General features: G+C 66.6%; 27 protein-coding genes. 14 read left to right on the top strand and 13 right to left on the bottom strand.

The window, feature by feature from the left end; all coding sequences use genetic code 11:
• Nucleotides 1-43: 43 nt before the first annotated feature.
• A complete protein-coding gene (locus ACH0AE_RS09200) occupies nucleotides 44-1,003 on the bottom strand; it encodes a cation diffusion facilitator family transporter (RefSeq protein WP_294442061.1) in 960 nt (319 codons plus the stop codon).
• A 105-nt stretch (nucleotides 1,004-1,108) separates the two neighbouring features.
• Between ACH0AE_RS09200 and ACH0AE_RS09195 the strand changes: the two genes are divergently transcribed.
• Entirely contained in the window at nucleotides 1,109-2,284 is a 1,176-nt protein-coding gene (locus ACH0AE_RS09195; RefSeq protein WP_294442062.1) for a glycosyltransferase, read from the top strand.
• Nucleotides 2,285-2,371: 87 nt separating this feature from the next.
• Here the strand turns inward: ACH0AE_RS09195 and ctrA are convergent, their stop codons facing one another.
• From ctrA to ACH0AE_RS09175, 4 genes are all read right to left on the bottom strand, one after another.
• Nucleotides 2,372-3,070 carry a response regulator transcription factor CtrA gene (gene ctrA, locus ACH0AE_RS09190; RefSeq protein ID WP_294442063.1) on the bottom strand — a complete coding sequence of 233 codons (699 nt, stop codon included), beginning with the start codon at nucleotides 3,068-3,070 and terminating at the stop codon, nucleotides 2,372-2,374.
• Between the two features lie 97 nt (nucleotides 3,071-3,167).
• Nucleotides 3,168-4,262, bottom strand: coding sequence for an AI-2E family transporter (locus ACH0AE_RS09185; RefSeq protein WP_294442064.1), 1,095 nt, complete (start codon nucleotides 4,260-4,262; stop codon nucleotides 3,168-3,170).
• Between the two features lie 39 nt (nucleotides 4,263-4,301).
• A complete protein-coding gene (locus tag ACH0AE_RS09180; RefSeq protein WP_294442065.1) occupies nucleotides 4,302-4,892 on the bottom strand; it encodes a cysteine hydrolase family protein in 591 nt (196 codons plus the stop codon).
• Between the two features lie 43 nt (nucleotides 4,893-4,935).
• Entirely contained in the window at nucleotides 4,936-5,823 is an 888-nt protein-coding gene (locus tag ACH0AE_RS09175; protein ID WP_294442066.1) for a LysR family transcriptional regulator, read from the bottom strand.
• A gap of 95 nt (nucleotides 5,824-5,918) precedes the next feature.
• Here ACH0AE_RS09175 and ACH0AE_RS09170 point away from each other — a divergent pair, with 95 nt between their 5' ends.
• A complete protein-coding gene (locus ACH0AE_RS09170; protein ID WP_294442067.1) occupies nucleotides 5,919-6,632 on the top strand; it encodes a pirin family protein in 714 nt (237 codons plus the stop codon).
• Between the two features lie 133 nt (nucleotides 6,633-6,765).
• Nucleotides 6,766-7,368: an NAD(P)H:quinone oxidoreductase gene (gene wrbA, locus ACH0AE_RS09165; RefSeq protein ID WP_294442068.1), complete on the top strand. Its 603-nt coding sequence runs from the start codon at nucleotides 6,766-6,768 to the stop codon at nucleotides 7,366-7,368.
• Nucleotides 7,369-7,432: 64 nt separating this feature from the next.
• Here the strand turns inward: wrbA and ACH0AE_RS09160 are convergent, their stop codons facing one another.
• Nucleotides 7,433-8,230, bottom strand: a complete 798-nt coding sequence (locus ACH0AE_RS09160; RefSeq protein ID WP_294442069.1) for a M15 family metallopeptidase — start codon at nucleotides 8,228-8,230, stop codon at nucleotides 7,433-7,435.
• Nucleotides 8,231-8,278: 48 nt separating this feature from the next.
• Here ACH0AE_RS09160 and ACH0AE_RS09155 point away from each other — a divergent pair, with 48 nt between their 5' ends.
• The 4 genes from ACH0AE_RS09155 to ACH0AE_RS09140 all read left to right on the top strand — a co-directional run bounded on the left by ACH0AE_RS09155 (nucleotide 8,279) and on the right by ACH0AE_RS09140 (nucleotide 10,933).
• Nucleotides 8,279-8,959 carry an RluA family pseudouridine synthase gene (locus ACH0AE_RS09155; RefSeq protein ID WP_294442070.1) on the top strand — a complete coding sequence of 227 codons (681 nt, stop codon included), beginning with the start codon at nucleotides 8,279-8,281 and terminating at the stop codon, nucleotides 8,957-8,959.
• Complete coding sequence (gene arfB / locus ACH0AE_RS09150) at nucleotides 8,952-9,350, top strand: alternative ribosome rescue aminoacyl-tRNA hydrolase ArfB (protein ID WP_294442071.1); 399 nt, start codon at nucleotides 8,952-8,954, stop codon at nucleotides 9,348-9,350. Before ACH0AE_RS09155 ends, arfB begins: the two co-directional genes overlap by 8 nt.
• A 51-nt stretch (nucleotides 9,351-9,401) precedes the next feature.
• Nucleotides 9,402-9,779, top strand: coding sequence for a hypothetical protein (locus ACH0AE_RS09145; RefSeq protein ID WP_294442072.1), 378 nt, complete (start codon nucleotides 9,402-9,404; stop codon nucleotides 9,777-9,779).
• 65 nt (nucleotides 9,780-9,844) lie between these two features.
• A complete protein-coding gene (locus tag ACH0AE_RS09140) occupies nucleotides 9,845-10,933 on the top strand; it encodes a helix-turn-helix transcriptional regulator (RefSeq protein ID WP_294442073.1) in 1,089 nt (362 codons plus the stop codon).
• An 8-nt stretch (nucleotides 10,934-10,941) separates the two neighbouring features.
• Here ACH0AE_RS09140 and ACH0AE_RS09135 read toward each other — a convergent pair whose 3' ends face one another.
• Complete coding sequence (locus tag ACH0AE_RS09135) at nucleotides 10,942-12,138, bottom strand: mechanosensitive ion channel family protein (RefSeq protein WP_294442074.1); 1,197 nt, start codon at nucleotides 12,136-12,138, stop codon at nucleotides 10,942-10,944.
• A gap of 9 nt (nucleotides 12,139-12,147) precedes the next feature.
• Complete coding sequence (locus ACH0AE_RS09130; protein ID WP_294442102.1) at nucleotides 12,148-13,098, bottom strand: DNA topoisomerase IB; 951 nt, start codon at nucleotides 13,096-13,098, stop codon at nucleotides 12,148-12,150.
• A 170-nt stretch (nucleotides 13,099-13,268) separates the two neighbouring features.
• Between ACH0AE_RS09130 and ACH0AE_RS09125 the strand changes: the two genes are divergently transcribed.
• Nucleotides 13,269-13,820 (top strand): type 1 glutamine amidotransferase domain-containing protein, encoded by a 552-nt coding sequence (locus tag ACH0AE_RS09125; protein ID WP_406875666.1) that lies wholly within the window; start codon nucleotides 13,269-13,271, stop codon nucleotides 13,818-13,820.
• 45 nt (nucleotides 13,821-13,865) lie between these two features.
• Nucleotides 13,866-14,654 carry a formate dehydrogenase accessory sulfurtransferase FdhD gene (gene fdhD / locus ACH0AE_RS09120; RefSeq protein ID WP_294442076.1) on the top strand — a complete coding sequence of 263 codons (789 nt, stop codon included), beginning with the start codon at nucleotides 13,866-13,868 and terminating at the stop codon, nucleotides 14,652-14,654.
• 33 nt (nucleotides 14,655-14,687) lie between these two features.
• On the opposite strand, the gene ACH0AE_RS09115 is transcribed toward fdhD, so the two are convergent.
• The gene (locus tag ACH0AE_RS09115; protein ID WP_294442077.1) at nucleotides 14,688-15,113 is read right to left on the bottom strand and encodes an organic hydroperoxide resistance protein; all 426 of its coding nucleotides are present in this window, start codon (nucleotides 15,111-15,113) and stop codon (nucleotides 14,688-14,690) included.
• Between the two features lie 76 nt (nucleotides 15,114-15,189).
• The gene (locus tag ACH0AE_RS09110; RefSeq protein WP_294442078.1) at nucleotides 15,190-15,525 is read right to left on the bottom strand and encodes an HNH endonuclease; all 336 of its coding nucleotides are present in this window, start codon (nucleotides 15,523-15,525) and stop codon (nucleotides 15,190-15,192) included.
• A gap of 106 nt (nucleotides 15,526-15,631) precedes the next feature.
• Here ACH0AE_RS09110 and ACH0AE_RS09105 point away from each other — a divergent pair, with 106 nt between their 5' ends.
• A complete protein-coding gene (locus tag ACH0AE_RS09105) occupies nucleotides 15,632-16,378 on the top strand; it encodes an SDR family NAD(P)-dependent oxidoreductase (RefSeq protein ID WP_294442079.1) in 747 nt (248 codons plus the stop codon).
• Complete coding sequence (locus ACH0AE_RS09100; protein WP_294442080.1) at nucleotides 16,378-17,445, top strand: phosphotransferase; 1,068 nt, start codon at nucleotides 16,378-16,380, stop codon at nucleotides 17,443-17,445. Before ACH0AE_RS09105 ends, ACH0AE_RS09100 begins: the two co-directional genes overlap by 1 nt.
• Before the next feature lie 42 nt (nucleotides 17,446-17,487).
• On the opposite strand, the gene ACH0AE_RS09095 is transcribed toward ACH0AE_RS09100, so the two are convergent.
• From ACH0AE_RS09095 to ACH0AE_RS09085, 3 genes are all read right to left on the bottom strand, one after another.
• The gene (locus tag ACH0AE_RS09095) at nucleotides 17,488-17,637 is read right to left on the bottom strand and encodes a hypothetical protein (protein ID WP_294442081.1); all 150 of its coding nucleotides are present in this window, start codon (nucleotides 17,635-17,637) and stop codon (nucleotides 17,488-17,490) included.
• A 158-nt stretch (nucleotides 17,638-17,795) separates the two neighbouring features.
• Complete coding sequence (locus ACH0AE_RS09090; RefSeq protein ID WP_294442082.1) at nucleotides 17,796-18,686, bottom strand: alpha/beta fold hydrolase; 891 nt, start codon at nucleotides 18,684-18,686, stop codon at nucleotides 17,796-17,798.
• Nucleotides 18,683-19,483 carry an SDR family NAD(P)-dependent oxidoreductase gene (locus tag ACH0AE_RS09085; protein ID WP_294442083.1) on the bottom strand — a complete coding sequence of 267 codons (801 nt, stop codon included), beginning with the start codon at nucleotides 19,481-19,483 and terminating at the stop codon, nucleotides 18,683-18,685. Before ACH0AE_RS09085 ends, ACH0AE_RS09090 begins: the two co-directional genes overlap by 4 nt.
• A 99-nt stretch (nucleotides 19,484-19,582) precedes the next feature.
• Here ACH0AE_RS09085 and ACH0AE_RS09080 point away from each other — a divergent pair, with 99 nt between their 5' ends.
• Genes ACH0AE_RS09080 through ACH0AE_RS09070 form a run of 3 tightly spaced genes read left to right on the top strand, consistent with a single transcriptional unit; the run spans nucleotide 19,583 to nucleotide 23,174 of the window.
• Nucleotides 19,583-20,920: an NAD(P)/FAD-dependent oxidoreductase gene (locus ACH0AE_RS09080; protein WP_294442084.1), complete on the top strand. Its 1,338-nt coding sequence runs from the start codon at nucleotides 19,583-19,585 to the stop codon at nucleotides 20,918-20,920.
• Nucleotides 20,917-21,984, top strand: coding sequence for an acyl-CoA dehydrogenase family protein (locus tag ACH0AE_RS09075; RefSeq protein ID WP_294442085.1), 1,068 nt, complete (start codon nucleotides 20,917-20,919; stop codon nucleotides 21,982-21,984). Before ACH0AE_RS09080 ends, ACH0AE_RS09075 begins: the two co-directional genes overlap by 4 nt.
• On the top strand, nucleotides 21,981-23,174 hold the full coding sequence (locus ACH0AE_RS09070; protein WP_294442086.1) for an acyl-CoA dehydrogenase family protein: 1,194 nt from the start codon (nucleotides 21,981-21,983) through the stop codon (nucleotides 23,172-23,174). The genes ACH0AE_RS09075 and ACH0AE_RS09070 overlap by 4 nt, the downstream gene beginning before the upstream one ends.
• Nucleotides 23,175-23,213 lie beyond the last annotated feature (39 nt).

Raw genomic sequence — 23,213 nt, 5'->3', positions numbered from 1 at the left:
CCAGCGGCACCCGGATCAACTCCGGAGTGGCACCTAAACCCGGCTAGATCGCCTCCGCCGGCTCCAGGACGCAGGCGCCGTCGCCGGTCTCCACCTGCAGCGTCGCATGGCCGATGCCGAAATCATGGTGCAGCATGTCCTGCGCCGATTGCAGAAACGCATCTCCCGGGTGGCCGCCCGGCATCAGCAGATGCGCCGTCAGCACCGGCTCGGTGGTGGACATCGGCCAGATATGAAGATCGTGGATCGCCGCCACGCCCGGCAGGCCGGCGAGCGCCGCGCGCACGCGATCGTAATCGATGGCCCGCGGCACGGCGGCAAGGCTCATCTCCACCGTCTCGCGCAGCAGCCCCCACGTCTGCCAGAAGATCAGCGCCGCGATGGCGAGGCTGACGACGGGATCGATCCACGATGCGCCCGTCAGCCAGATGCCGATGCCCGCCAGCACCACGCCGGCGGAAACCGCCGCATCGGCCAGCATGTGCAGATAGGCACCGCGGATGTTCACGTCGCCCTTTCGCCCGCGCGCGAACAGCCACGCCGTCACCCCGTTGATCAGGATGCCGACCGCCGCCACCGCAGAAACGGTCAGCCCCGGTACGGTCGCCGGCTCCCCGAAACGGTTCACTGCCTCCACGGAAATGGCGCCGATCGCCACCAGCAGCAGCACCGCGTTCGCCAGCGCGGCGAGGATCGTCGATCCTTTCAGGCCGTACGTGAAGCGCTTCGACGGCGGGGTGCGGGCAAGCACCGCCCCGGCCCAGGCCACCGCCAGGCCAAGCACATCGGACAGATTGTGCCCGGCGTCGGCAAGCAGCGCGACGGAACCGGTCCACAGCCCGGCCGATGCCTCCGCCACGACATAGACGAGGTTGAGCGAGATGCCGATCGCGAAGGCGCGATCCCAGGTCGCGGGCGGCGCGGGGTGATGATGGTGGCCATGATCGTGGCCTCCGTGGTGATCCCCATGGTGGTGCCCGTGGCCGTGGTGCGCATGACCCATGGTTGCTGATTAGCAGGGCGGGCGAAGCGAGGCTAGGATGGCCGCGTGGCGCTGCTCCGTCTGGCGGAAGCGTCGCCTTAACCTGTCGGAACTAGGGGGTGGCCGATGCTTCGCGTGCTGACGCTTTCCACGCTGTTCCCGGACGAGAGCCGCCCCAATTTCGGCGTGTTCGTCGAACGGCAGACGATCGGCCTTGCCGCGCTGCCGGATGTGGAGGTGCGGGTGGTGGCGCCGATCGGCCTGCCGCCGTGGCCGCTTAGGCGCCACGCGCATTATCGCCCGCTCGCCACGGTGCCGCGTGCCGAAACATGGAAGGGACTTGAGGTCCAGCGTCCGCGCTTCACCGTCTGGCCGGGAATGGGCGGTCGGTTCCATGCCCCGGCGCTGGTGCGCACGCTCGAGCCCGTGCTTCGCCGGCTGGGCGCGGACTTTCCGTTCGACGTGATCGACGCGTCCTTCTTCTTCCCCGATGGTCCCGCGGCAGTTGCGCTCGGGCGGCGGTTCGGCGTGCCCGTCTCGATCAAGGCGCGCGGTGCGGACATCCATCACTGGGGCCACGCGGCAGGCACGGCGCGCCAGGTGCTCGCGGCCGGGCAGGGGGCCGAGGGCCTGCTCGCCGTCTCCGCCGCGATGCGCGACGACATGGCCGCGATCGGAATTCCTGCCGGCAAGGTCCGCGTCCACCATACCGGCGTCGATCTCACCCGTTTCGCCCCGGTCGATCGCGCCGCCGCTAAGGCGACACTGGGGATCAGCGGGCCCCTGGTGATCTCGGTCGGCGCGCTCATCCCGCGCAAGGGGCATGACGTGGTGATCGACGCGGTGGCGCGCCTGCCAGGCGTCTCGCTGCTGATCGCAGGGGAGGGGCCGGAGCGCGCCGCGCTACAGGCGGCGATTGCCCGGCATAACGCGGCGGATCGCATCCGTCTGCTCGGCGCGGTGCCGCATGGCGAGCTGCCGGCGCTGATCGCCGGGGCGGACGCGATGGCGCTCGCCTCCGCGTCCGAAGGGCTTGCCAATGCCTGGGTCGAGGCGCTCGCCTGCGGCACGCCGGTGGTGATCACCGGTGCCGGCGGCGCCGCCGAACTGGTGACCGGGCCGGTCGCGGGGCGCATCGTGCCGCGCGACGCCGCCGCCTTCGCCGCCGCCATCCATGATGTGCTGGCCGCGCCGCCCGCAGCGGCCGATGTGCGCCGCTTTGCGGAAGGGTTCACTTGGGAGGCGAATGCTTTTGCCTTGCGCGATCATCTGCAAGGGCTGGTGGCGCGGCGCCAGGCTTAGGTAGGCGCGCCATAAAGCAGAAGGGCCGCGGCACCCCCCGATGCCGCGGCCCACTCCCCTTACGCGGGAGCCGGTAAACTCGTGATGTCAGGCGACCTTGGCGGTCACCTCGTCGGGTTCACGCAGCACATAGCCGCGGCCCCACACCGTCTCGATGTAATTCTCGCCTTCGCACGCCATGCTCAGCTTTTTGCGCAGCTTGCAGATGAAGACGTCGATGATCTTCAGTTCGGGCTCGTCCATGCCGCCATAGAGATGGTTCAGGAACATCTCCTTGGTCAGCGTCGTGCCCTTGCGGAGCGACAGCAGCTCCAGCATCGCATATTCCTTGCCCGTCAGGTGAACGCGCGCGCCATCGACTTCGACGGTCTTGGCATCGAGGTTCACCGAGAGCTTGCCGGTCTTGATCACCGACTGCGAGTGGCCCTTCGATCGGCGCACGACGGCATGGATGCGCGCCACCAGTTCCTCGCGGTGGAACGGCTTGGTGACGTAATCGTCGGCGCCGAAGCCGAAGCTGCGCACCTTCGAATCCATCTCGCTCACGCCCGACAGGATCAGCACCGGCGTCGAGACGCGCGCGACGCGCAGCTTCTTCAGCACGTCATAGCCGTGCATGTCCGGCAAGTTCAGATCGAGCAGGATGATGTCGTAATCATACAGCTTGCCAAGATCCAAGCCTTCCTCGCCCAGATCGGTCTGGTAGACGTTGAAGCCTTCGGCGGACAGCATCAGATCGATCGCCTTGGCGGTCGTCGGCTCGTCCTCGATCAGCAGCACTCGCATGAGTCGTTCCCCCGTTTGCGAGCGCCGCGGCAACACCGCCGCGCCCCAACCGATTCATTAACCACACGAGGAATGAACGCAAAAGGTTAATTAGGAATTAATCCAGCTTAACTGCCGAGTCGCGCTCGGTGCCGTCGGCCGTGAACAGTGATCGGTGACGGCTTCTGGGAATATCCTCGCCCAATGTGTCGCGCAGGTACAGGCTGCGGATCAGGGTATAGATCACCACCAGCAACGCAGCCGAGAAGAACAGGCCGAAAAGTCCGAATACGGCACCGATGCCCAGGATCGCGAACAGCGTCACGGCGGGCGGAATGGCGATCACCCGGCTGGTTACATAGGGCGTGATGAAATTGGTCTGGATCACCCGGACGATCGCAAACACGCCCAGCGTCCACAGCACGTGGCTGACGGACTTGGTGGCGGCGAGGCCAAGCGCCGGGATCATCGCCGCGAGCGGGCCGACATAAGGGATGAACTCGCTGATGCCGGTGAGGAGGCCAAGCGCCGGCGAGGAGGGGACGCCGATCCACCACAGGCCAACCCCGATCAGCAGCCCCATGGTCGTCATCTGGATCAGCTGTGCGCGCAGCCACAGCCGCAGCGTGGAAGCGGTGTCGAGCAGCGCATCCTCCACCACGGCGCGCTTTGACGGCGGCATCAGCAGCAGGAAGCCGCGCTCGTAGATCTTGGGATCGACCGCGAAGAAGATCGCGCCAACCAGCACCAGCAGGGCGTTCAGCACGAACGCGCCGGCGCCTTCCGCCAGCCCGCCGATGTCCTGCGCGATCCGGCTGCCGGCGAAGGCCGCGCGCACGGCGTCGACCACCTTCGCGCCGACCGGCGATTGCGACATCTGTCCGCCGATCTCGTCCAGGATGCCCGGCAGCTCGGTCACCAGCACGTTGACCTGAGTGCGAAACTCGACGCCGAACAGCCAGCCCAGCAGCCCCATGATCGCCAGGATCGTGATGATCGCGGTGCCCAGCGCCGCCTTTTGCGGCATGCGCAACCGCTTCTCGTAGATCTCGGCGATCGCATGGATGACGATCGCACCCAGGATCGATCCGAAGGCGAGGATCAGCAGGTCGCCCATGAAGTAGAGCGCCGCGGCCAGCGCCCCGACGACAAGGATCAGGAACAGCCGGCGGATGAACCGCGCGTCGTCGTCATCGGGGGCAAGCCGGTTCATCACCGACGAACGTGGCAGAATTCCCGATGTTGCAACAGATCAATCGGCGTCGCTGCCCATCCCCACCTTGGGCTTCATCGCCAGCCAGTCGGCGAGCGTGAGTTTGCCCGTCGGGCTGGTGTTGGCGCTCATGCCGTTCGCCATCAGCTCGATCGCCCAGCGCGCACGCTGCGGCTCCTGCGCGCCGGTCGCGTCCGCCGGCACCCACAGGTCATATTCGCGCATATGCCCGTCCGCGGCGGTGAACAGCACGCAGATGTCCGCCGCCAGCCCGCAGATCACCAGCCGCGTGATCCCCAGCCGCGGCAGCAGCGCAGGCAAGGTGGTGGCGTAGAAGCCGGAGGATTCGGGCTTGATGACGAAATAATCCTCAGGCGTGGGTGCCAGCGCCTGTGCGATCTGCGCCCCCTTGCCTTCGCGGATCCAGCCGATGAGGTCGCTCCACTCGTCGCGCCAGCGGCCGTAATTGTCGTTGACGAAGATCACCGGCACGTCCGCCGCGGCGGCCTGCTCGCGCAGCGACGTGATCGGATCGATCATCGCCGCGGCCGCCTGCTTCAACGCGTCCCCGCCGTCGAAATCGAAGGTGTTGAGCACGTCGATGATGAGGATGGCGGCTTTTCCGGTCATGCCCGCGGGGTAGCGCCTCTTGGAAAGCGCACAACGATCTCGATCAATCGCGCAGCCGTTCTGACAGGAAGGCGATCAGCGCCTCGACCCGCGCGGGGCGCAGCGGGCTCGGCGGCGTCAGCAGGTGCAGGCCGACCGGCGCCGGCCGCCAATCCGGCAGGATCTCGACCACCGCGCCCGTTTCCATCGTATCGCCCAGGATGAACGCGGGCAGCCGCGCGATGCCCAGCCCGCCGGTCAGCGCCGGCATCAGCGCCTCGCCGCTGTTCGCCGCGATCGGCCCCTGCGCCTTCACCGAAACCTCAGTCCCCTCGGGCCCCCGAAAGCGCCACGGGCCGGAGACGTTGGTATAGCCGAGCAGCGCGTGGTCCCCCAGCTGCCCGGGATGCGTCGGCGTGCCGTGACGCTCCAGATAGGCGGGCGCCGCGACAAGGTAGGAATTGATCGAGCACAGCCGCCGCGCGCGCAGCGAGCTGTCCGGCAATTCCGCGATGCGCAGCGCGACGTCGAACCCCTCGGCGACGATGTCCACACGTGCGTCGGAGAGGTTCAACTCCACCTCGATCCCCGGATGTGCCGCCAGGAACTCCGCCAGCAGCGGCGCGACATGCGAAACGCCGAAGGTCATCGGCGCGGCCAGCCGGATCCGCCCCGCCGGCGCGCTCGCCGCATCGCGCGCCGCTTCCTCCGCCGCCTGCGCGGAGGCTAGGATCAGCGCGGCATGTTCGGCCAGCGGCCGCCCCGCCTCGGTCAATGACAGGCGCCGCGACGTACGATGGAACAGCGACTGGCCAAGATCCGCCTCCAGCCGAGACACGGCCTTGGAGACGGTCGCCTTGCTCAGCCCCAGCGCGTCCGCCGCAGCGGTGAACGAGCGATGCTCGGCAACGGTGGCGAAGATCGCCCAGGCTTCAAGATCAGGCAGCCGCATGATGCTGGCGTATCATCTGAAACAATCCGTTTCAATCGTTTCGGTTTTCGCGACCCGCGCTTCATCTTATCTCCGCCTCAACAACGGAGGTTTTCATGACCGACACCCGCTCCCGCATCGATCGCCGCCCCTTCGAAAGCCTCGGCCACGCCGATCATGGCTGGCTGGACGCGCGGCATCATTTCAGCTTCGCCAATTACTATGATCCCGCCCGCATGGGCTGGGGCGCAATCCGCGTCTGGAACGATGACAAGATCGCCCCGCAGACCGGTTTCCCGCCGCACCCGCACCGCGACATGGAGATCATCACCTATGTCCGTACCGGCGCCGTCACCCACCAGGATTCGATGGGCAACAAGGGCCGCACCGGCGCTGGCGATGTGCAGGTGATGAGCGCCGGCACGGGCGTTCGCCACGCGGAATATAATCTGGAGGACGAGACCACCACGCTCTTCCAGATCTGGATCGAGCCGCGTGCGAAGGGCGGCAGCCCGGCGTGGGGCGCCAAGCCCTTCCCCAAGGGCGATCGCTCCGGCCGCTTCGTGGTGCTCGCCAGCGGCTTTGCCGAGGATGCCGAGGCGCTGCCGATCCGCGCGGATGCGCGGGTGATGGGCGCCACGCTGAAGGCTGGCGAGACCGTCACCTACACCGTGGGCGAGGGGCGGCACGCCTATCTCGTCCCGGCGACGGGCGCGATCACCATCGACGGCGAGGCCATCAACACCCGTGATGGCGCGGCGCTGGTCGGCGGTACGTACACGATTGCGGCAACCGAAGAGGCCGAACTGGTTCTCGTCGACGCCGAGTGACCTGCACGCCCTTCCGCGTGGGCGGAAGGGGCGGGGGAGGCGAAATCCTCCCCCGCGTGTTTACCGGGTCTGGTGACAGGCCCCCAACCCCGATCCCTCCCGCACGCGGCAGGGGCGCCATTGGAGACACATCATGACGAAGGTTCTTGTCCTTTATTATTCGTCCTACGGCCACCTTGCCACCATGGCCGATGCCATCGCCGAGGGCGCGCGGGCCGGCGGCGCCGAGGTCGATGTGCGCCGCGTGCCCGAAACGGCGCCGAAGGAAGTGGCGGAGGCCGCGGGCTTCCGCGTCGACAATTCCCACCCGGAGATCGAAAGCGTGAATGCGCTGGCCGATTATGATGCGATCATCATCGGCGCGCCGACCCGCTTCGGCCGCATGCCCAGCCAGATGGCCGCGTTCCTCGATCAGGCCGGCGGCCTGTGGGCAAAGGGTGCGCTGAACGGCAAGGTCGGCGGTGCCTTCACCTCCACCGCTACCCAGCATGGCGGCCAGGAAGTCACCCTATTCTCGATCATCACCAATTTGCTGCATTTCGGCATGACGGTGATCGGCCTCGACTATGGCTATCAGGCGCAGATGAACATGGAGGCGATCCACGGCGGCTCGCCTTATGGCGCCACCACGCTCGCCGGCGGGGACGGCAGCCGCCAGCCGAGCGAGATCGACCTTGGCGGCGCCCGCTACCAGGGCAAGCGCATTGCCGAGACGGCCGCCAAGCTGAAGGGCTGATCGCGAACCCCGCCACCCCGGGTACGATGCCGGGGTGGCAGCCGGCGCGGGGACCCGGCTTGGCCTACCCGCGCTGCGCCTTGCGCCGCGCTTTCTCTTCCTGCCGCTCGCGCCGTTCCCGCTCCCGCCGCTGCTTGCGGGTTTCCGGCGGAGGCGGCGCGATCGTCTGCACCGCCGGCGGCGGCGTCACCTTCGGCATAACCGGGTCGATCGCCGGATCGGCGGGAAACTCCGCCCGCGCGCGGCGGAACAGGAACCGCGCCCGCTGCGCGCCGGGCACATTCGCATTTGCGCCCACCCAGCGCCAATGCCACGGCTCCCACTTCACATTCTGCTTGTTCCCCGGCGGGAAGGACATTTCGAAGCCGAAGCGCGGCGCGTTCTTCGCCAGCCAGCGAAACGCGGGCTTCGCCGCCATGCACGCCTCGGCATCCGGGCAGCCATTGGCGGGCCGCACCGTGAAATCCAGCGCATAGCCCGTGGCGTGTTCGCTATGCCCCGGCGGCGCGGCGGAGATCGCGCGATCCTCGCCACTCGCGCTCAGCCTCGTCCGGCAAAAGGTCGCCTGTTGCCGCTCGATCGAACGATGGCAGGACAGGGCATAAAGCTGCCCCTGCACGGCCGGGTCGCCCTGCGCCGCCGCCAGCAATCTCTGCAGGTCCGCCATCGCCTCGGGGCGCAGCTGGCAGCCATAGATCGAAAGGCCCGTGGGCGCGCTCACCAGTGCCCCCGGCGCGGCATCGCCATAGGGCAGGTGCCCGAGTGCGCGGCCGTCCTTGCCGATCGCGACGTTCGCGCCGTCGCACAATTGCGCCTGGGCCGGTGCGGCAACCGCGATCAGGGCAAGAAACAGGTGGCGCATCGACACCCTCTCTGGCCTCCGGCGCCCCACGATGGCAAGGGCGGGCGCATGATAGGTGACCGGGTACTCTTCCTCGACGGCGAAGCGCTGGTGATCGACAAGCCGGCGGGCTTGCCGGTCGATCGGCCGCGTGATGGCTCGATCAGCCTCGAGAATCACATGGCGAACCTCACCTTCGGCTTCCGCCGCTGGCCGCAGCCGGTGCATCGCCTCGACCGCGACACCAGCGGCTGCCTGCTCCTGTCGCGCAATCCCAAGGCGCACGCCCGGCTGCAGCAGGCGTTCGAGGCAGGGCAGGTGACGAAGCGTTACCTCGCGATCCTCGATGGCGTGCCGGAAGGCGAAGGCGGCGAAATCGATTTCCCGCTCGGCAAGATCTCCAGTGCCGAGCGCGGCTGGCGGATGACGCGCGATGCCGCGGGCAAATCCGCGCGCACCGCGTGGCGCCTGCTCAAGGTGCGCGACGATCGCGCGCTGGTCGAATTCCGCCCTGCCACCGGCCGCACGCACCAGATCCGCGTCCATGCGCTGGAGGGGCTTGGCGTTCCGGTGGTCGGCGATCCCGTCTACGGCCGCGCGCACAAGGCCGGCATGATGCTGCACGCGGCGACGCTGATCGTGCCGCGTCCGGGCAAGCCCGATGTCAGCGCCGAGGCGCCCTGGCCGCCGCGCTTCTCCGAAGTCGGCTTCTCGGAAGCAGACGTCGCGGCGCCGGGCGCCGATGGCTGAGGTGCCGGAGGACGCGATCGAGGAACGCTTCCTCGCCGCGACCGGCCCCGGCGGACAGAACGTCAACAAGGTCGCCACCGCCTGCCAGCTGCGGGTGGATGTCTTCAAGCTTGGCCTTCATCCCGAAACCTTCCGCCGGCTGAAGCTGCTGGCGGGGTCACGGCTCACATCATCCGGCACATTGGTCATCACCGCGCGCCGCTATCGGACGCAGGAAAGCAACCGCGCCGATGCCCGCGCGCGGCTGGCCGAGCTGCTCGCGAAGGCCGAGGAGCGGGAGGCGCGCCGGGTGAAGACCAAGCCGTCTCGCGCCGCCAAGGCGAAGCGGGTGGACGAGAAGAAGGGCCGCAGCGCGGTGAAGGCCGGGCGCGGCAAGGTGCGGGACTATTGACGCGCCCGTATTGAAGCTTTGCCTGCGTGTATTATATCCGCGACACACCTCATGGACAGGACCGCTATGGCGAAGAAGGGCAAGAAGGGTTTCCGCATCCCCAAGGAAATCGGGGGGGTGAAGGTGCCGAAGGAAGCACGCCGTGCGGGCGAGGCGCTGATCGAGAAGGTCAACACGCCTGCCGGTCGCCAGGCGCTCGCCTCGGGCGTTGCCATGGCGGCGTCGGCCGCGGCCGCCGTCGCGGCGAAGCAGGCGCGTGGTGCGGCCAGGCCGTCGCAGGCCGCCGCCGCCGATGCCCAGCCCGCCGCCTGTCATAACAACAATCCTCAGCAACCAGGTCAGGGCGGCACTGCCAATCTTGATCAAGTTGCGGAGGCGTTCGGCCAGGCGGCGGATGCTTTCATGAACAAGATGTTCGGACGCCGCTAAGCAACTCGTCTTACTGGCGCTGCGTCGTTTCTTGCGGTAACGCAAGACATTCGGGCGGAGCGCTTGTGGGGCAGTGGAACGCGATCACTGATACATTCCTCGCCGCGGCAGTTCAGCCGCAGCGCTGGATCGATGCACTCGAACTTCTCGCCGACGCGACGGGTTCCGATCACGCCCAGCTGATCGGCATCGGCCCCGGCTATTCGCTCGGCTTCAACTGGGCCAACGGCCTGACGGAAGCGGAGCGGCAGCTTGCCGACGCCGACGGCATGGTCTCGCCCGACACGAACTTTCGCGTCGCCGCTGGCTTCGATGCGCCCGTCGGCCAGATCATCCGCGAGGATCGCTATCAGGCGGTGACGCCCCTGCTGCGGGACGATCGCTATCTCGATCTATGCCGCGATCTCGATATCCTGTTCGGCTGCCAGACGAACGTGCGGGTCGATGATCGCGGTCTGATCGGCTTTGCATTGCTGCGCTCGCACCGCACCGGGCCGACGACGCCCGAGGCGATCGATATCTTCGCCCGCGCCGTCGACAGTGCCGCCGCCGCCACTGCGCTGCAGACCTCGCTCGAGCAGGAGGCGCACCAGCTGATCGCCGGAAGTTTCGAGGCGATGGATATCGCCTGTTTCGTGCTCGATCAGCGGATGACCGTCCACGCCATGACGCGCCCGGCGGAGGCCTTGCTGCGCGACGGCGTCATGCGGCTCGAGGGCGGCCGCGTGACATTGCCGGTCCAGGCCGATGATCGGCGCCTGGCGTCCGCCAGCAATGCGGTCGCCGCGCAGCGCACCTTGCTCGGCAATGTCATCGTGCGCACCGGCGCGGGGATGATGGTGCTGAAGCTCCATCGTCTCCCGGCTCGCGAATGGAACATGGGCTTCGCGCCCTTCGCGATCCTAGTGGTCAACCGCCCCGGCGGCGGCAGCGCCGCGGCGGATATCGCCTTCCTACGCGATCATCATGGGTTGACGACCGCGGAAGCGGAGGTCGCGCTGCTGCTTCGCGCCGGCCATGGCCGCGCGGCGATCTGCGCCCAGCGTGGCATCACCCGCGAAACGCTGCGCAGTCACTTGAGGGCGCTGTTCGCCAAACTTGGGGTTCACAAGGAAACCGAGGCGCTGCACCTGCTGCACATCATGCTGCCATGATCCGCCATTCATGCACTTTGTTCGCCATGCCGCGCCATCTGGCCCACATCTTTGACCGGCAAAACATCGGGGTAAGGCAGCACCAGCCGGCCGTCCGGCGCGGCGGTGAAGGTGGTCTGCGTCGGATAGGGGATGCTGATCCCTTCCGCGCCTAAACGGCGGAAAACCGCCAATCCCACCTTGGTCCGCGCGTCATAGGCCTTCTGGTAATCGGCATGCGACGTATCGAATTCCAGCTCGAAATCGACCGACGACGCGCCGAACTGCACGAATCCGCAACGTACGAACACTTCGTCCTGTTGTTCGACCACCTCGCGCAAGATCTGAGGCAGTCGATCAAGCAGGTCGGGATTGGTCTCATAAGCAACGCCGATCGCCAGCTTTGTGCGACGTCGATCGCGCTGCGAATTGTTGATGATTTCCTTGTCGAGCAAGTTCTTGTTCGAGATGACGCGCTCTTCGCCGTTGATCCCGCGCACCCGCGTTGACTTGAGACCGATCTCCTCGACCGTCCCCGAACTGCTGTCGTAACTGATAGAATCGCCGCGCCGGAACGGGCGGTCGAAGATGATCGCCAGCGCCGCGAACAAATCCGCAAAGATCCCCTGCGCCGCGAGACCGATCGCGATACCGCCCACGCCCAGACCTGCGACAAGGCCGGTGACGTTCACGCCAAGGTTGTCGAGCACCACCACCAGCGCGATCGCGAACACGACGATCGTCACCAGCAGGCGGATCAGGCCCATGGCGTTCATCAGCGCCTCGCCTGAGTAATTCTCGGACTTGGTGCGATGCTCGATCGCGCCCAGGATCAGCTCGCGCGCCCAGATCGCCGCCTGGAAGACGGCCGCCAGCGTGAACAGGAAATCGATCGTCTTGGTGACGATCAGCGGCGGATCGGTGTATCCGGAGACCAGCTTCGCCGCGACCATGATGATGAAGAAGGTGCCGGTGCGCTGGATCGCGCGTCCGAGGATCGCCGACCATCCGGCGCCGGAGGCGGACCGATGCGCCAGCCGCGGGCCAAGGCTGCGCAGCCACAACAGCGCGAGCGCGACGCCTGTGCCTACCGCAATCGCAATGGCCACTTGCAGCCAGTGATCGCCGATCCACTCTGCGCTGGAGGTCCAGAAGGTGTGAACCTGATGCTGGATCTCATCCGCCGAAATGTTCGGCAGGGGATCGGTCTTGTTCTTGGCTGCCATATACCTCTTCTACGCCGCTTTTCGCTCGCCTTCCGACTCACCGGTTTCAAGGAACGCAATGAGGCCGCGTTCCGCCCGGCTCAGCCACCTTGTCGAGCGCGGCAGGTTCAGTGCCGCACGAAAAGCCGCCTGACCATCCTTCACCAGCGCGATCAGTGCCGGATGGACATAGGATTTCCGCGCGATCGCCGGCGTATTGCCGAGCCGCTCCGTCACCGGGGCTAGCAGCGTCTTGAGGCTCAGGTCCTGTTTCGCCTGCGCCAGTGCCTCGAAGGCGATCGCGCTCGCACCCCAGGTGCGGAAGTGCTTGGCGGTGAACGCCTCGCCCATCGCTTCCTTGATATAGGCGTTGACGTCCGACGAGGTGACCGGCCGCGGCGATCCATCGGCGTCGACGTACTGGAACAGCTTCTGGCCCGGCAGATCCTGGCATTTCTTCACGAAGCGCGCGAGGCTGCCGTCATTGATCGTCAGCGTCTTCAGCTTGCCCGATTTCGCGCGATACTGGAGCTTCAGCGTACTTCCGCGGATCTTCGCGTGCCGATCGCGCAGCGTGGTCGCGCCGAAGCTCTTGTTGCTCTTGGCGTAGATCTCGTTCCCGACCCTCAGATGCCCGATGTCGAGCAGCTTCACGATCGCGGCAATCGTCTTTTCCTTGCTGTGGCCGCGCTGGCGCAGATCGGCCTCGACCCGCTCGCGCAGCTTCGGCAGCGCACGGCCGAAAGCGGCGCACAGATTGTATTTCTCGTCCTCCCGCGCGGCGCGGAAATCGGCGTGATAGCGATATTGTTTGCGGCCCTTCTCGTCCCAGCCGACTGCCTGGATGTGCCCGTCCGGGTCGGGGCAGAACCACGCGTCACGATACGCCGGCGGCAGGCCGATGGCGTTCAGCCGGTCGATCTCGTCCCGGTCGGTGATCCGTGCGCCATCGGGATCGAAATAGGCCCAGCCGAAGCGCATCTTGCGCCGGGTGATGCCGGGCTCTTCATCGTCGTGATAGACGATCCTTGACGTTTCCACCTGCTACCTCCGCGTGGCTCGGGAAATGCGCGGGCCATCGCAGGGTTCCGGAACGCGGAACGACGCCAGTTGGTTGAGGCGCCATTCCAGACACAGGAGTTGCCCCCAACATGTCCGATCTTTCCCAGGCTCGGGTGCTGATTCTCGCGACCGACGGGTTCGAGGATTCCGAATTGTTCGAGCCGCGCCAGGCGTTGCTCGACGCGGGCGCGAAGGTAACGCTCGCCTCGATCAAGACCGACCCTATCCAGGGCGTGAAGCACGACAGCGATCCCACGCGCACCATCACTCCGGATCTGACGCTCGATCAGGTCGACACGGAGGATTTCGACGCGCTGCTTTTGCCGGGCGGCGTCGGCAACCCCGACAAGCTGCGCATGGAGGATCGCGCCGTCTCGATCGTCGGCGAGTTCATGGACGACGAAAAGATCGTTGCCGCCATCTGCCACGCCCCGTGGCTGCTAGTTGAGGCCGATGTGGTGGACGGGCGGCGGGTGACGAGCTGGCCTTCGGTCCGCACCGATCTCGAAAATGCCGGCGCTGATGTGGCGGACGAAGAGGTGGTGATCGATGGCAACCTCATCACCAGCCGCAAGCCCGACGACATCCCCGCGTTCAACCGTGCGCTGATCCAGGCGCTGGAGGATGATCTCGCCGGCTGAGCCTGGCGCTTGCCGTCACCGGTCCGTATCCCCAATGTACGGGCTATGACGGATAGTGCGATCCCGGCCTCGGCCGCCACGCAGGACTTTCGCCGCGTGGCGGTCGACGGCGGTGACAGCGCGACTCAGCGCGCGGTCGCCGAGGAATTGCCCGTCGCGATCGAGTGCAACGGCATCGCCTATGCAGTGTTGATGGCGACGCCAGCAGATATCGAGGATCTGGCCTATGGCTTCGCGCGCAGCGAACGGCTGATCGACGACGCCGATGATGTTCGCGGGGTCGATCTGCATGTGACCAGCGGCGGGATCGTCGCCCGCGTGTCGCTGGCCAATCGCGTCGCCACGCGGATCAGCGATCGCGTCAGGCATCGCACATCGGACGGGTCCTGCGGCATTTGCGGGGTGGAGACGCTGGCACAGGCGCTGCGGCCGCTGCCGGGCGCCACGACTTGGGATGGCGACGATGCGGCGGTGTTCCGCGCCTATCAGGACCTTCGCTCGGCGCAGTTGCTGAATGCGGCCACCGGCGGGGTGCATGGCGCGGCAGCCTGTACCCGCGAGGGCGTCATCCGCCTCGTGCGCGAAGATGTCGGCAGGCATAATGCGTTCGACAAGCTGATCGGCGCGATGATGCGCGCCGGCCTCACGTGGGACGGCGGTTTCGCGCTGCTCACCTCGCGCTGTTCCTATGAGCTGGTGGAGAAGGCGGTGCTCGCCGAATGCCCGCTGCTCGCGACGATCTCCGCGCCGACACGGCTTGCGCTCGACCGCGCTCGCGAAGCGGGGCTTGCGCTGCGCACGCTGGTGCGCGGGGATTCGCTGCTGGCGACGTGACGGCGCGGCTGGGCGGCGCCGTCACGCGGCCAATCAACGGGTCGAAACGTTCAGCTTCACGTCGACATTGCCCTTGATCGCATTCGAATAGGGGCAAACGGCGTGTGCGGCCTGGACGATCTCTTCGGCCTTCGCCTGATCCACCCCGGCGATGGTGACGTCGAGCGTAACGGCCAATCCGAAGCCGCCCTGGTCAGTCGGCAGCAGGCCCACTTCGCTGGTCACTTCGATGTCATTGTCGCGCACCTTGTCCGCTTTGCCGCGCGTGACGTGGATCACGGCATTCTCGAAGCAGGCAGCATAGCCAGCGGCGAACAGCTGCTCAGGGTTGGTCGCGCCGCCCTTGCCGCCGAGTTCCTTGGGCATGGCGAGTTGGAGGTCGAGGATGCCGTCCTCGCTCTTGATGGTGCCGCTGCGACCGCCGACGGCGGTAACTTTGGTCGTGTACAAGTGGCTCATGACATCTCCTTTCAAGGCGGATGATAAGCATCGCGCTCACCATTTATATATTGCAATACTAGATTGCGCGCAATAGTTATCGCGACATATTTTTGCGCGTTGGCGCGTGGAAGTCTGCGGGCTTGCCTGCGATCCAGCGCAGGAACCTCGCTATGGCGGGCAGGGTGCGAACCGCTTCGAGGGAGCCGAGCCGCGCCAGCTGCGCATTGTCCTCGGCCGCATGGATCGCGCGGTGGCAGATCGGGTGTAGCGGCGCCGTTTCGCGGCCACCTTCGCTCTTCGGCACGACATGATGCCACTCGATCCGGGTGCCGAGCGGCCGCTCGCACAGCGCACATGCCGGCGGCGCCGCTTCCGCCGCCTGCCGGGCTGCGGCCTCTGCAAGGCCCCGGTTGCGCTTCACTCTTCCCATCGTCTTCCATGTAGGAATCGGGGGCCTGGCTTGCAGCGCGCCGCGCAATCGGCTTAACAGCAGCTAAGTCAGCCGGCTTACGATCGGCGGCACGAGGAGATGATGCATGGCCGAACCCCACCCCTTGTTTGATCTGACGGGCAAGGTCGCGCTGATTACTGGTGGCTCGCGCGGACTGGGGCGTGAAATGGCGCTCGCCTTCGCCGACGCCGGCGCGGATGTGATCGTCTCCAGCCGCAAGGCGGAAGCATGCGAGGCCGTCGTCGCGGAGATCAAGGCGAAGGGCCGGCGCGCAGCGGCGATCCCCGCCCACGCGGGCAAATGGGATGAGATGGACCGGCTGGCGGACGCCGCCTGGGACACGTTCGGCACGCTCGACATCCTGGTCGCCAATGCCGGCATGGGGCCCTTGGTGCCGAGCCACGAAGTGTCGGAAGCCTTGTTCGACAGCGTCGTCGGCCTGAACTTCAAGGGCCCGTTCCGCCTGATGGCGAACATCGCCAACCGCATGGCGCAAGGCGAGGGCGGCGCGATCCTCGCCACCTCCTCGATCGCCTCGCTGCGGCCGACGCCGATGGTGGTGCCCTACGCCGGCGCCAAGGCGGCGCTGAACGCGATGGTTTCAAGCATGGCGCATGAATACGGGCCGAAGGTGCGCGTGAATGCCATCGCCGCCGGGCCGTTCCTGACCGATATCGCCAAGGCGTGGACCGAGGAAGCGCGCGAGAAGACCGACAGCGCGTCGGGCCGCCCCGGCCGCCCGGAAGAGATCGTGACGAGCGCCCTGTACCTGGCGAGCCCGTCGTCGAGCTTCGTCACGGGCACCGTAATCCGCTGCGATGGTGGCTGCTGATGGCCGCGGATCTTGAGGGGAGCGCAGTCGACGCCGCCTGGTTGACCGGCCGGCTGCGCGGCGCCGGTGTGCTGCGCGAGGCGAGCGTCTCGTCGGTCGAGGCGACGCCGGTGGGCGTCGGCATGCTCGGCGATTCAATCCGTTTCGTGGTGGAATATGACCGTGACGAGGGCGCGCCTGCGTCGTTCGTCGGCAAGTTCGCCAGCGCTGATCCGACCAGCCGGCAGACAGGTGCCGGCTTCGGCCTCTATGAACGCGAAGTCGGCTTCTACCGCCATGTCGCCGACACGGTGGCGATCCGGTCCCCCAAGTCCATCTCGATCGAACATGACCCCTCGGACGGCACCTTTGCCTTGCTGATGGAGGATCTGACGCCGGCCCGCCCCGGCAACCAGTTGACGGGCTGCGGGCTCGCCGATGCCGAACGCGCGATGGAGCAGGCCGCCGCGTTGCATGGGCCGCGCTGGAACGATGCGACGCTTCGCGACCATGCATTCCTGGACACCAGCGGCGCGCGCGACTTCGTCATCAGCGTCTTCCCGGACTGCCTCGCCGAGTTTCATCGCCGCTATGATGGCGTGCTTGAGCCGGAATATATGGCAGTATGCGATCGCTACGGCGCGCTTCTGGCGAGCGCGCCGATGCCGCAGCCCACCAGCTTCACGCTCACCCACGGCGATTTCCGGTTGGACAACATGCTGTTCGACGCGCGCGGCGGGGAGGTGCCGCTTGCGGTGCTCGACTGGCAATCGCCGTCGATCGGGCTTGGCGCCGTCGACGTCGCCTATTTCCTGGGTCTCGCACTATCGATCGAGGATCGCCGGGCGCACGAGCGGCACCTGCTGGAATATTATCTCGATCAACTGCGCGGCTTTGGCGTCAGCGATTATGGCTATGACGATCTCTACCGCGATTACCGCCTGACCCTGTTGTCCGGCGTGTCCACCGCGGTCTTCGCCTCTGCTTCCACCAAGCGGACGGAGCGCGGCGACGCGATGTTCCTGGCGATGGCCCGCGGCGGCTGCGCGCAGGCGATCGACTGCGACGCACTGGCGCTGATGGCATGAAGTGACGCGCAGCGATGGGAACGTCATCGCGCGCTGATCTTGCTATAGCCCGGACGAGCCCTGGCGCTTCTGGAACATCGCGACGGCAATCATCGCCAGCACGCCGATCGGGAACCAGATACCGGGCTCCCCGGCGATGATGCCGATGAACCAGAATACGGCCAGCGCGGCGACGGGCGTGAGTTTCGTCATGCCAGAACGCTATGGCTAAGGTGGCGGCGCGGCAAGGACGCAGCAGATGGATGGGAAAGCAGTTCAGCTGCCGTTCCGGCAAATCGCCTGATCGGGCGAAGACCTGACCCGATATTTCCGGTGGGCTTTCCTCAGCGGCCGTCTCCTTGCGGCGCCGGTCATGCCGGCGGCAGCCATTCTGTGATGATCTCGTTCACCGCCTCGGGGGCTTCCTGCTGCACCCAGTGGGACACGCCGGGGAGGCGACGGATCGTGAGGTCGTTCACATAACGCTCGGTGCCGTCGAGCGTCTCCAGCCCCAACGCCTTGTCCTCCTCACCCCAGACGATCAGCGTTGGCACGTCCACCTTGCCGTCACCAAGCGCCATGGCGTTGCGATTGCGCAGCGCGGCGCGATACCAGTTCACCATCGCCGTCAGCGCGCCCGGGCGCTGCGCCGCCTTGGCGTAGACGTCGAGCACCTCATCGGGAAAGCGACTCTTGTCGATCGCCATGCCACGGAACGCTTCGCGGATCCCGCGCCCATCGTTCCGTCCGAGCGACCATTCCGGCAGGAACGGAAGCTGGAAGAAGGCGACATACCAGCTGCGCTTGCGCTGCGGGCCGTGCTTCAGCGCTTCGGCGAAGCACAGGGGATGGGGGAGGTTCATCACCACCAGCCGCTCGATCGGCCGCTTCTTCCCGATCGCGAAGAGCCAGGCGATCGCGCCGCCCCAATCGTGCGCCATCAGCGTCAGCTTCTTGGCCCCGCTCGCGTCGAACAGCGCCGCGGCGTCCTCGACGATCAGATCGGAACGATAGGCGGCAACTCCCTTGGGCCGCGACGATGCACCATAGCCTCGCTGGTTAGGCGCCCAGACGCGATACCCCATCTCGGCCAGTAGCGGCATCTGGTAGCGCCAGGAGAAGTTCAGCTCCGGAAAGCCGTGCAGGCACAGGACAAGGTGATCGCCGCTCCCTGCCTCGGCCACTTCGAAGACGCGGCCACTGGCCGCAACTTCGCGGATCGAGATGCCGCTGTCAGCGGGCGGGTTCCAGCTTGGCGTCATGCGGTCGCTCCTTGGGTCGCCGCAGCAGCGGCTGCCGCGGCATAGCGCAAGAGATTGGGCTGGCCGGTCCAGGCCGTTTGCCCGCCGTCAGCGACGAAAACCGCGCCGGTCACATAGGATGCGGCATCCGACGCGAGGAAGGCGATCACTTCTGCCATCTCCTCCGGTGTGCCGGCGCGGCCCATCGGGATCGTGTCATGCCAATCCTCCTCCAGGCCCGGCATCGCCTTCGCACCTGCCGTCAGCGGGGTGGCGATCAGCCCTGGGCAAAGCGCGTTGACGCGGATCCCTTCGCGCGCGTGATCGACTGCCAGGCTACGCGTGTAATTGATCACGCCGGCCTTGGCGGCATTGTAGGCGGTGAAGCCATAATCGCCGCCCATGCCGGAAATCGACGCGGTATTGACGATCGCGGTTCCCCGCCCTGTCATGTGCGGAATTGCCGCGCGGCAGGCGTAGAACACTGCGTTGAGGTCGATCGCGATCACTCGCTCCCAGGTCTCCGGCTCCAGATCAGGCGTCCGTCCGAAGCATCCGATGCCGGCGTTGTTGACGAGGACGTCGATCCGGCCGTGCGCCTCGACGGTCCTGGCCACGACTCCCTCAACAGCTGTGCGATCCGCCACATCGGCCGCGAGCGCCAGGCCGCCCGTCTCCTGAGCGACCGCTTGCGCTGCGTCCAAAATGAGATCGACCACGACGACGCGCGCGCCCTCTCGCGCCATCAAGCGCGCGGTTGCGGCGCCGATGCCGGAGCCGCCACCGGTGATCAGCGCCACCTTGTCCTTGAACCGCATCCTGCTCTCCCCTCGTGCGGGCCGGTTGATTCGGCGCTCGCTTCGGGCCATCATAACTTTGGTTATGGCCGCGGGAAGAGGGCGGCTGGGGAGATGGACATGGTGGAGAGGAAGCGCGCCTGCATCATCGGCGCGGGTTGCTCGGGCTTCACGACCGCAAAGCGGCTGAAAGACGAGGGAATCTCGTTCGACTGCTTCGAGATGTCAGACGATATCGGCGGCAACTGGTACTACAAGAACCCCAACGGAAAATCCGCCTGTTACCAGTCGCTGCACATCGACACGTCGAAGTGGCGGCTGGCGTTTGAGGATTATGCGGTGCCGGCCGACTGGCCCGATTTCCCGAGCCACGCGCAGCTGTGGCAATATTTCCGCGACTATGTCGATCACTTCGGCCTGCGGCCGCTGATCACCTTCAATACGGAAGTGAAGAAGGCAGAGCGCAAGCAGGGCGGCGGCTGGGTGGTGACGTTGTCGACCGGCGAGACCCGCGAATATGAGACGTTGTTCGTGTGCAACGGCCACCATTGGGATCCGAACGTGCCGAGCTATCCCGGCAGCTTCGATAACCCGCATTTCCACGTCCACAGCTATCGCGACCCGTATGATCCGGTGGACCTGCGCGGCAAGAACGTCGTCGTCGTCGGCATGGGCAATTCCGCGATGGACGTCGCGAGCGAGCTGTCGCAGCGGCACCTGGCGAAGAATCTTTGGGTCTCTGCCAGGCGGGGTGTGTGGGTGCTCCCCAAGATGGCGGGCGGCAAGCCGATGGACAAATCGGCCATGCCCACCTGGATCCCGCGCAAGATCGGCAAGGCGCTCGCTCGCCGGGCGGTAAAGAAGCTGGTCGGCCGGATGGAGGATTACGGCCTGCCCAAGCCGGACCACGAGCCGCTCGACGCACACCCCAGCGTCTCGGGCGAGTTCCTGACCCGGGCAAGCTGCGGCGACATCAAGTTCAAGCCGAACATCAAGGCGCTGGAGGGTAACCGCGTCCGCTTCGAGGACGATAGCGTCGAGGAAGTTGACGCGATCATCTACGCCACCGGCTACAGGATCAGCTTCCCCTTCTTCGATGATCCCAAGCTGCTGCCCGACGCGCAGAACCGGTTCCCGCTGTTCAAGCGCATGGTGATCCCCGGCATCCATGATCTGTTCTTCATGGGGCTGGCACAGCCCTTGCCGACGCTGGTCAACTTCGCGGAACAGCAGTCGAAGCTGGTCGCCGGCTTCATGACCGGGCGGTACGCGCTGCCGTCCGTCGCGGTCATGGAGCGGGTCACCAAGGAGGACGAGGACCGCGAGCTCGGCGATTATTACAAGTCGCAGCGGCACACGATCCAAGTCGATTTCGCGCGCTACGTCGCTGATCTTCACAAGGAAATTGCCAAGGGCGAACGCCGCGCCAAGGCACAGACAGGAAAGCAGGCTGCATGACAGACACGCTGGTGCGTCCCCCCGCATCACCAATTACGCTCGACGCCGACGACCGCGCGGCGCTGGTCGACAGTGTTCGCCGGCTGCTCGCTGATCGGTGCACCGAGGCCGATGTTCGCCGGATGATGGATAGCGAGAGCGGGCATGATCCCGCGCTGTGGCAGGCGCTCGCCGAACTAGGCGTGATCGGCCTGGTCGCGCCGGAAGCCGCCGGCGGGGCGGGGCTGGGCCCGATCGAACTCGGGCTGGTGATGGAGGAGGCAGGAGCCGTCTTACTGCCCGCGCCGCTCATCTCCGCCGCCATCGCGACGACGCTCGCGCCAGATCTGCCCGGCATCGTCGACGGCTCGCGCATCGCCGCCGTGGCCTTTGTGGGCAGCCATGACTGGGCTCGCCGAAGCGATGTTCGACTTGAGGGTGACCGGCTGACCGGCACCGCGCGCTTCGTGCCCGACGCTGCGGTTGCCGACGTGATCATCGTCGCGGGCGACGAGGGCGTCTTCGCGGTCGAGCGGGGCGACGCGGACGTTACGCCGCTGCCGGTCTTCGATCGAACGCGGCGGATGGCCGATGTTGCGTTTCGCGGCCCCGGAACCCGGGTCGGCGCCGCCTCCCGCATCAAGGCGGCACGCGACCTCGGCATCATCGCTCTCGCCGGGGAACAGGCCGGCGGTGCGCGCCGGATGCTGGAGATCACGGTCGCTTACGCCACCGATCGCCACCAGTTCGGCCGCGCGATCGGCAGCTTCCAGGCGATCAAGCACATGGCGGCGGATTTGCTGCTCGAGAGCGAATCCGCTACTTCCGCGGCGCGCGATGCAGCGCGTCAACTGGCGGAAGCCTCGCCGACGGCCGATGCGGCGATCGCTCTCGCGGCGTTCGCCTGTGCCGATGCTTTCGTCCGCGTGGCAAAGGACGGCATCCAGATGCACGGCGGCATCGCCTTCACCTGGGAACATCCCGCCCATCTTTACCTCCGCCGCGCGCGATCGGGCGCGCAGCTGTTCGGCGACAGCAATGTCTGGCGGGAAAACTACATCCGGGCGCTGGAGGCGCAGGCATGACCATGACTGACGAACAGCTCCAGGCCGAAGTCGAAGCTTGGCTCGCAGAAAACTGGAAGGGCGTTCCGGCCCACCACGAAAGCTTTGGCCGTGATCCGCGCAGCGAGTGGCTCGCGAAAGTGCGCGACGCCGGCTGGGCCGTCCCGCGCTGGGCGCCCGAATGGCACGGGCGCGGCCTTTCGAACGATCAGGCGAAGATCGTCGAGCGTGCCTTTGCGAAGCTGGGTGCGCCCGGGGCCGGGCAGGATCGCTCCAACCTCTGGGCCAATACGGCGCTTGCGCATGCGACCGACAGCTTCAAGCGCAAGATCGTGCCGCAGCTCCTGGCCGGCGAAGTCGGCATGTGCCTCCTCTATTCGGAGCCCGGCGCGGGATCGGACCTTGCTGCGGTGCGTACCCGCGCGGACAAGGTGGATGGCGGCTGGCGCGTGACCGGGCAGAAGGTGTGGACCAGCGGCGCCCGGGTCGCTGACTATGGCATGCTGATCGCCCGCACGGATTGGGACGTGCCCAAGCACCGCGGGATCAGCTTCTTCTTCCTACCGATGAAGCAGGAAGGGGTGGAGGTGCACCCGCTGCGCCAGATCACCGATGAAGCGCACTTCAACGAAGTGTTCATCGACAATGCCTTCATCCCCGAGGAAAATCTGCTCGGTCCGCTCAACGGCGGCTGGGGCGTGCTGCAGACCGCGCTCGCCTACGAGCGCTCCGTCATGGGCGATGCGGCGCGCGGTCCGCGCTCCGGCGCCGGCGGGCCGAAGGGCGACTATTCGCTCCTCGGTCTGGCAAAAGAGGCCGGGCGGCTCGACGATCCCGTCGTGCGGCAGGACGTGGCACAGGTGATCGCCTGGCGCGTGCTGAACAAGCTCAACACCGCACGCGCCAAGGCGGAACTGGCGCAGGGCACGTCATCCTCGATCATGTCGCTAGGCAAGCTCGCGATGAGCCGCATCCTGCATGAGGAAGCGCGCGTGCGCACGATGCTGCTCGGGCCCGAAAGCCTGCTGGAAGGGCCGGATCATCCGCGCGCCGAGGATGCGAACTTCCTCACGCTCAACGCCTATTTCACCTCGATCGGCGGCGGGACGGATCAGATCCAGCGCAACATCATCGGCGAACGCGTGCTCGGGCTGCCGAAGGAACCGGAGGTCGACCGCACCATACCGTTCCGCGAGGTGCGCGCCGGCTAGATGAAGGCATAAAGGGCAGGGCAGGGGATGGAGCACGTC

This window comes from Sphingomonas sp. 179-A 2A2 NHS (genome assembly GCF_045371305.1).
In the GTDB taxonomy this organism is placed as follows: domain Bacteria; phylum Pseudomonadota; class Alphaproteobacteria; order Sphingomonadales; family Sphingomonadaceae; genus Sphingomonas.
This window is presented reverse-complemented; position numbering and strand designations above follow the sequence as displayed.

Excerpts from the sequence above, each read along its gene's own strand:
- ACH0AE_RS09200 (WP_294442061.1), bottom strand. The coding sequence starts at position 1,003 with ATGGGTCATGCGCACCACGGCCACGGGCACCACCATGGGGATCACCAC.
- ACH0AE_RS09195 (WP_294442062.1), top strand. The coding sequence starts at position 1,109 with ATGCTTCGCGTGCTGACGCTTTCCACGCTGTTCCCGGACGAGAGCCGC.
- ctrA (WP_294442063.1), bottom strand. The coding sequence starts at position 3,070 with ATGCGAGTGCTGCTGATCGAGGACGAGCCGACGACCGCCAAGGCGATC.
- ACH0AE_RS09185 (WP_294442064.1), bottom strand. The coding sequence starts at position 4,262 with ATGAACCGGCTTGCCCCCGATGACGACGACGCGCGGTTCATCCGCCGG.
- ACH0AE_RS09180 (WP_294442065.1), bottom strand. The coding sequence starts at position 4,892 with ATGACCGGAAAAGCCGCCATCCTCATCATCGACGTGCTCAACACCTTC.
- ACH0AE_RS09175 (WP_294442066.1), bottom strand. The coding sequence starts at position 5,823 with ATGCGGCTGCCTGATCTTGAAGCCTGGGCGATCTTCGCCACCGTTGCC.
- ACH0AE_RS09170 (WP_294442067.1), top strand. The coding sequence starts at position 5,919 with ATGACCGACACCCGCTCCCGCATCGATCGCCGCCCCTTCGAAAGCCTC.
- wrbA (WP_294442068.1), top strand. The coding sequence starts at position 6,766 with ATGACGAAGGTTCTTGTCCTTTATTATTCGTCCTACGGCCACCTTGCC.
- ACH0AE_RS09160 (WP_294442069.1), bottom strand. The coding sequence starts at position 8,230 with ATGCGCCACCTGTTTCTTGCCCTGATCGCGGTTGCCGCACCGGCCCAG.
- ACH0AE_RS09155 (WP_294442070.1), top strand. The coding sequence starts at position 8,279 with ATGATAGGTGACCGGGTACTCTTCCTCGACGGCGAAGCGCTGGTGATC.
- arfB (WP_294442071.1), top strand. The coding sequence starts at position 8,952 with ATGGCTGAGGTGCCGGAGGACGCGATCGAGGAACGCTTCCTCGCCGCG.
- ACH0AE_RS09145 (WP_294442072.1), top strand. The coding sequence starts at position 9,402 with ATGGACAGGACCGCTATGGCGAAGAAGGGCAAGAAGGGTTTCCGCATC.
- ACH0AE_RS09135 (WP_294442074.1), bottom strand. The coding sequence starts at position 12,138 with ATGGCAGCCAAGAACAAGACCGATCCCCTGCCGAACATTTCGGCGGAT.
- ACH0AE_RS09130 (WP_294442102.1), bottom strand. The coding sequence starts at position 13,098 with ATGCGCTTCGGCTGGGCCTATTTCGATCCCGATGGCGCACGGATCACC.
- ACH0AE_RS09125 (WP_406875666.1), top strand. The coding sequence starts at position 13,269 with ATGTCCGATCTTTCCCAGGCTCGGGTGCTGATTCTCGCGACCGACGGG.
- fdhD (WP_294442076.1), top strand. The coding sequence starts at position 13,866 with ATGACGGATAGTGCGATCCCGGCCTCGGCCGCCACGCAGGACTTTCGC.
- ACH0AE_RS09115 (WP_294442077.1), bottom strand. The coding sequence starts at position 15,113 with ATGAGCCACTTGTACACGACCAAAGTTACCGCCGTCGGCGGTCGCAGC.
- ACH0AE_RS09110 (WP_294442078.1), bottom strand. The coding sequence starts at position 15,525 with ATGGGAAGAGTGAAGCGCAACCGGGGCCTTGCAGAGGCCGCAGCCCGG.
- ACH0AE_RS09105 (WP_294442079.1), top strand. The coding sequence starts at position 15,632 with ATGGCCGAACCCCACCCCTTGTTTGATCTGACGGGCAAGGTCGCGCTG.
- ACH0AE_RS09100 (WP_294442080.1), top strand. The coding sequence starts at position 16,378 with ATGGCCGCGGATCTTGAGGGGAGCGCAGTCGACGCCGCCTGGTTGACC.
- ACH0AE_RS09095 (WP_294442081.1), bottom strand. The coding sequence starts at position 17,637 with ATGACGAAACTCACGCCCGTCGCCGCGCTGGCCGTATTCTGGTTCATC.
- ACH0AE_RS09090 (WP_294442082.1), bottom strand. The coding sequence starts at position 18,686 with ATGACGCCAAGCTGGAACCCGCCCGCTGACAGCGGCATCTCGATCCGC.
- ACH0AE_RS09085 (WP_294442083.1), bottom strand. The coding sequence starts at position 19,483 with ATGCGGTTCAAGGACAAGGTGGCGCTGATCACCGGTGGCGGCTCCGGC.
- ACH0AE_RS09080 (WP_294442084.1), top strand. The coding sequence starts at position 19,583 with ATGGTGGAGAGGAAGCGCGCCTGCATCATCGGCGCGGGTTGCTCGGGC.
- ACH0AE_RS09075 (WP_294442085.1), top strand. The coding sequence starts at position 20,917 with ATGACAGACACGCTGGTGCGTCCCCCCGCATCACCAATTACGCTCGAC.
- ACH0AE_RS09070 (WP_294442086.1), top strand. The coding sequence starts at position 21,981 with ATGACCATGACTGACGAACAGCTCCAGGCCGAAGTCGAAGCTTGGCTC.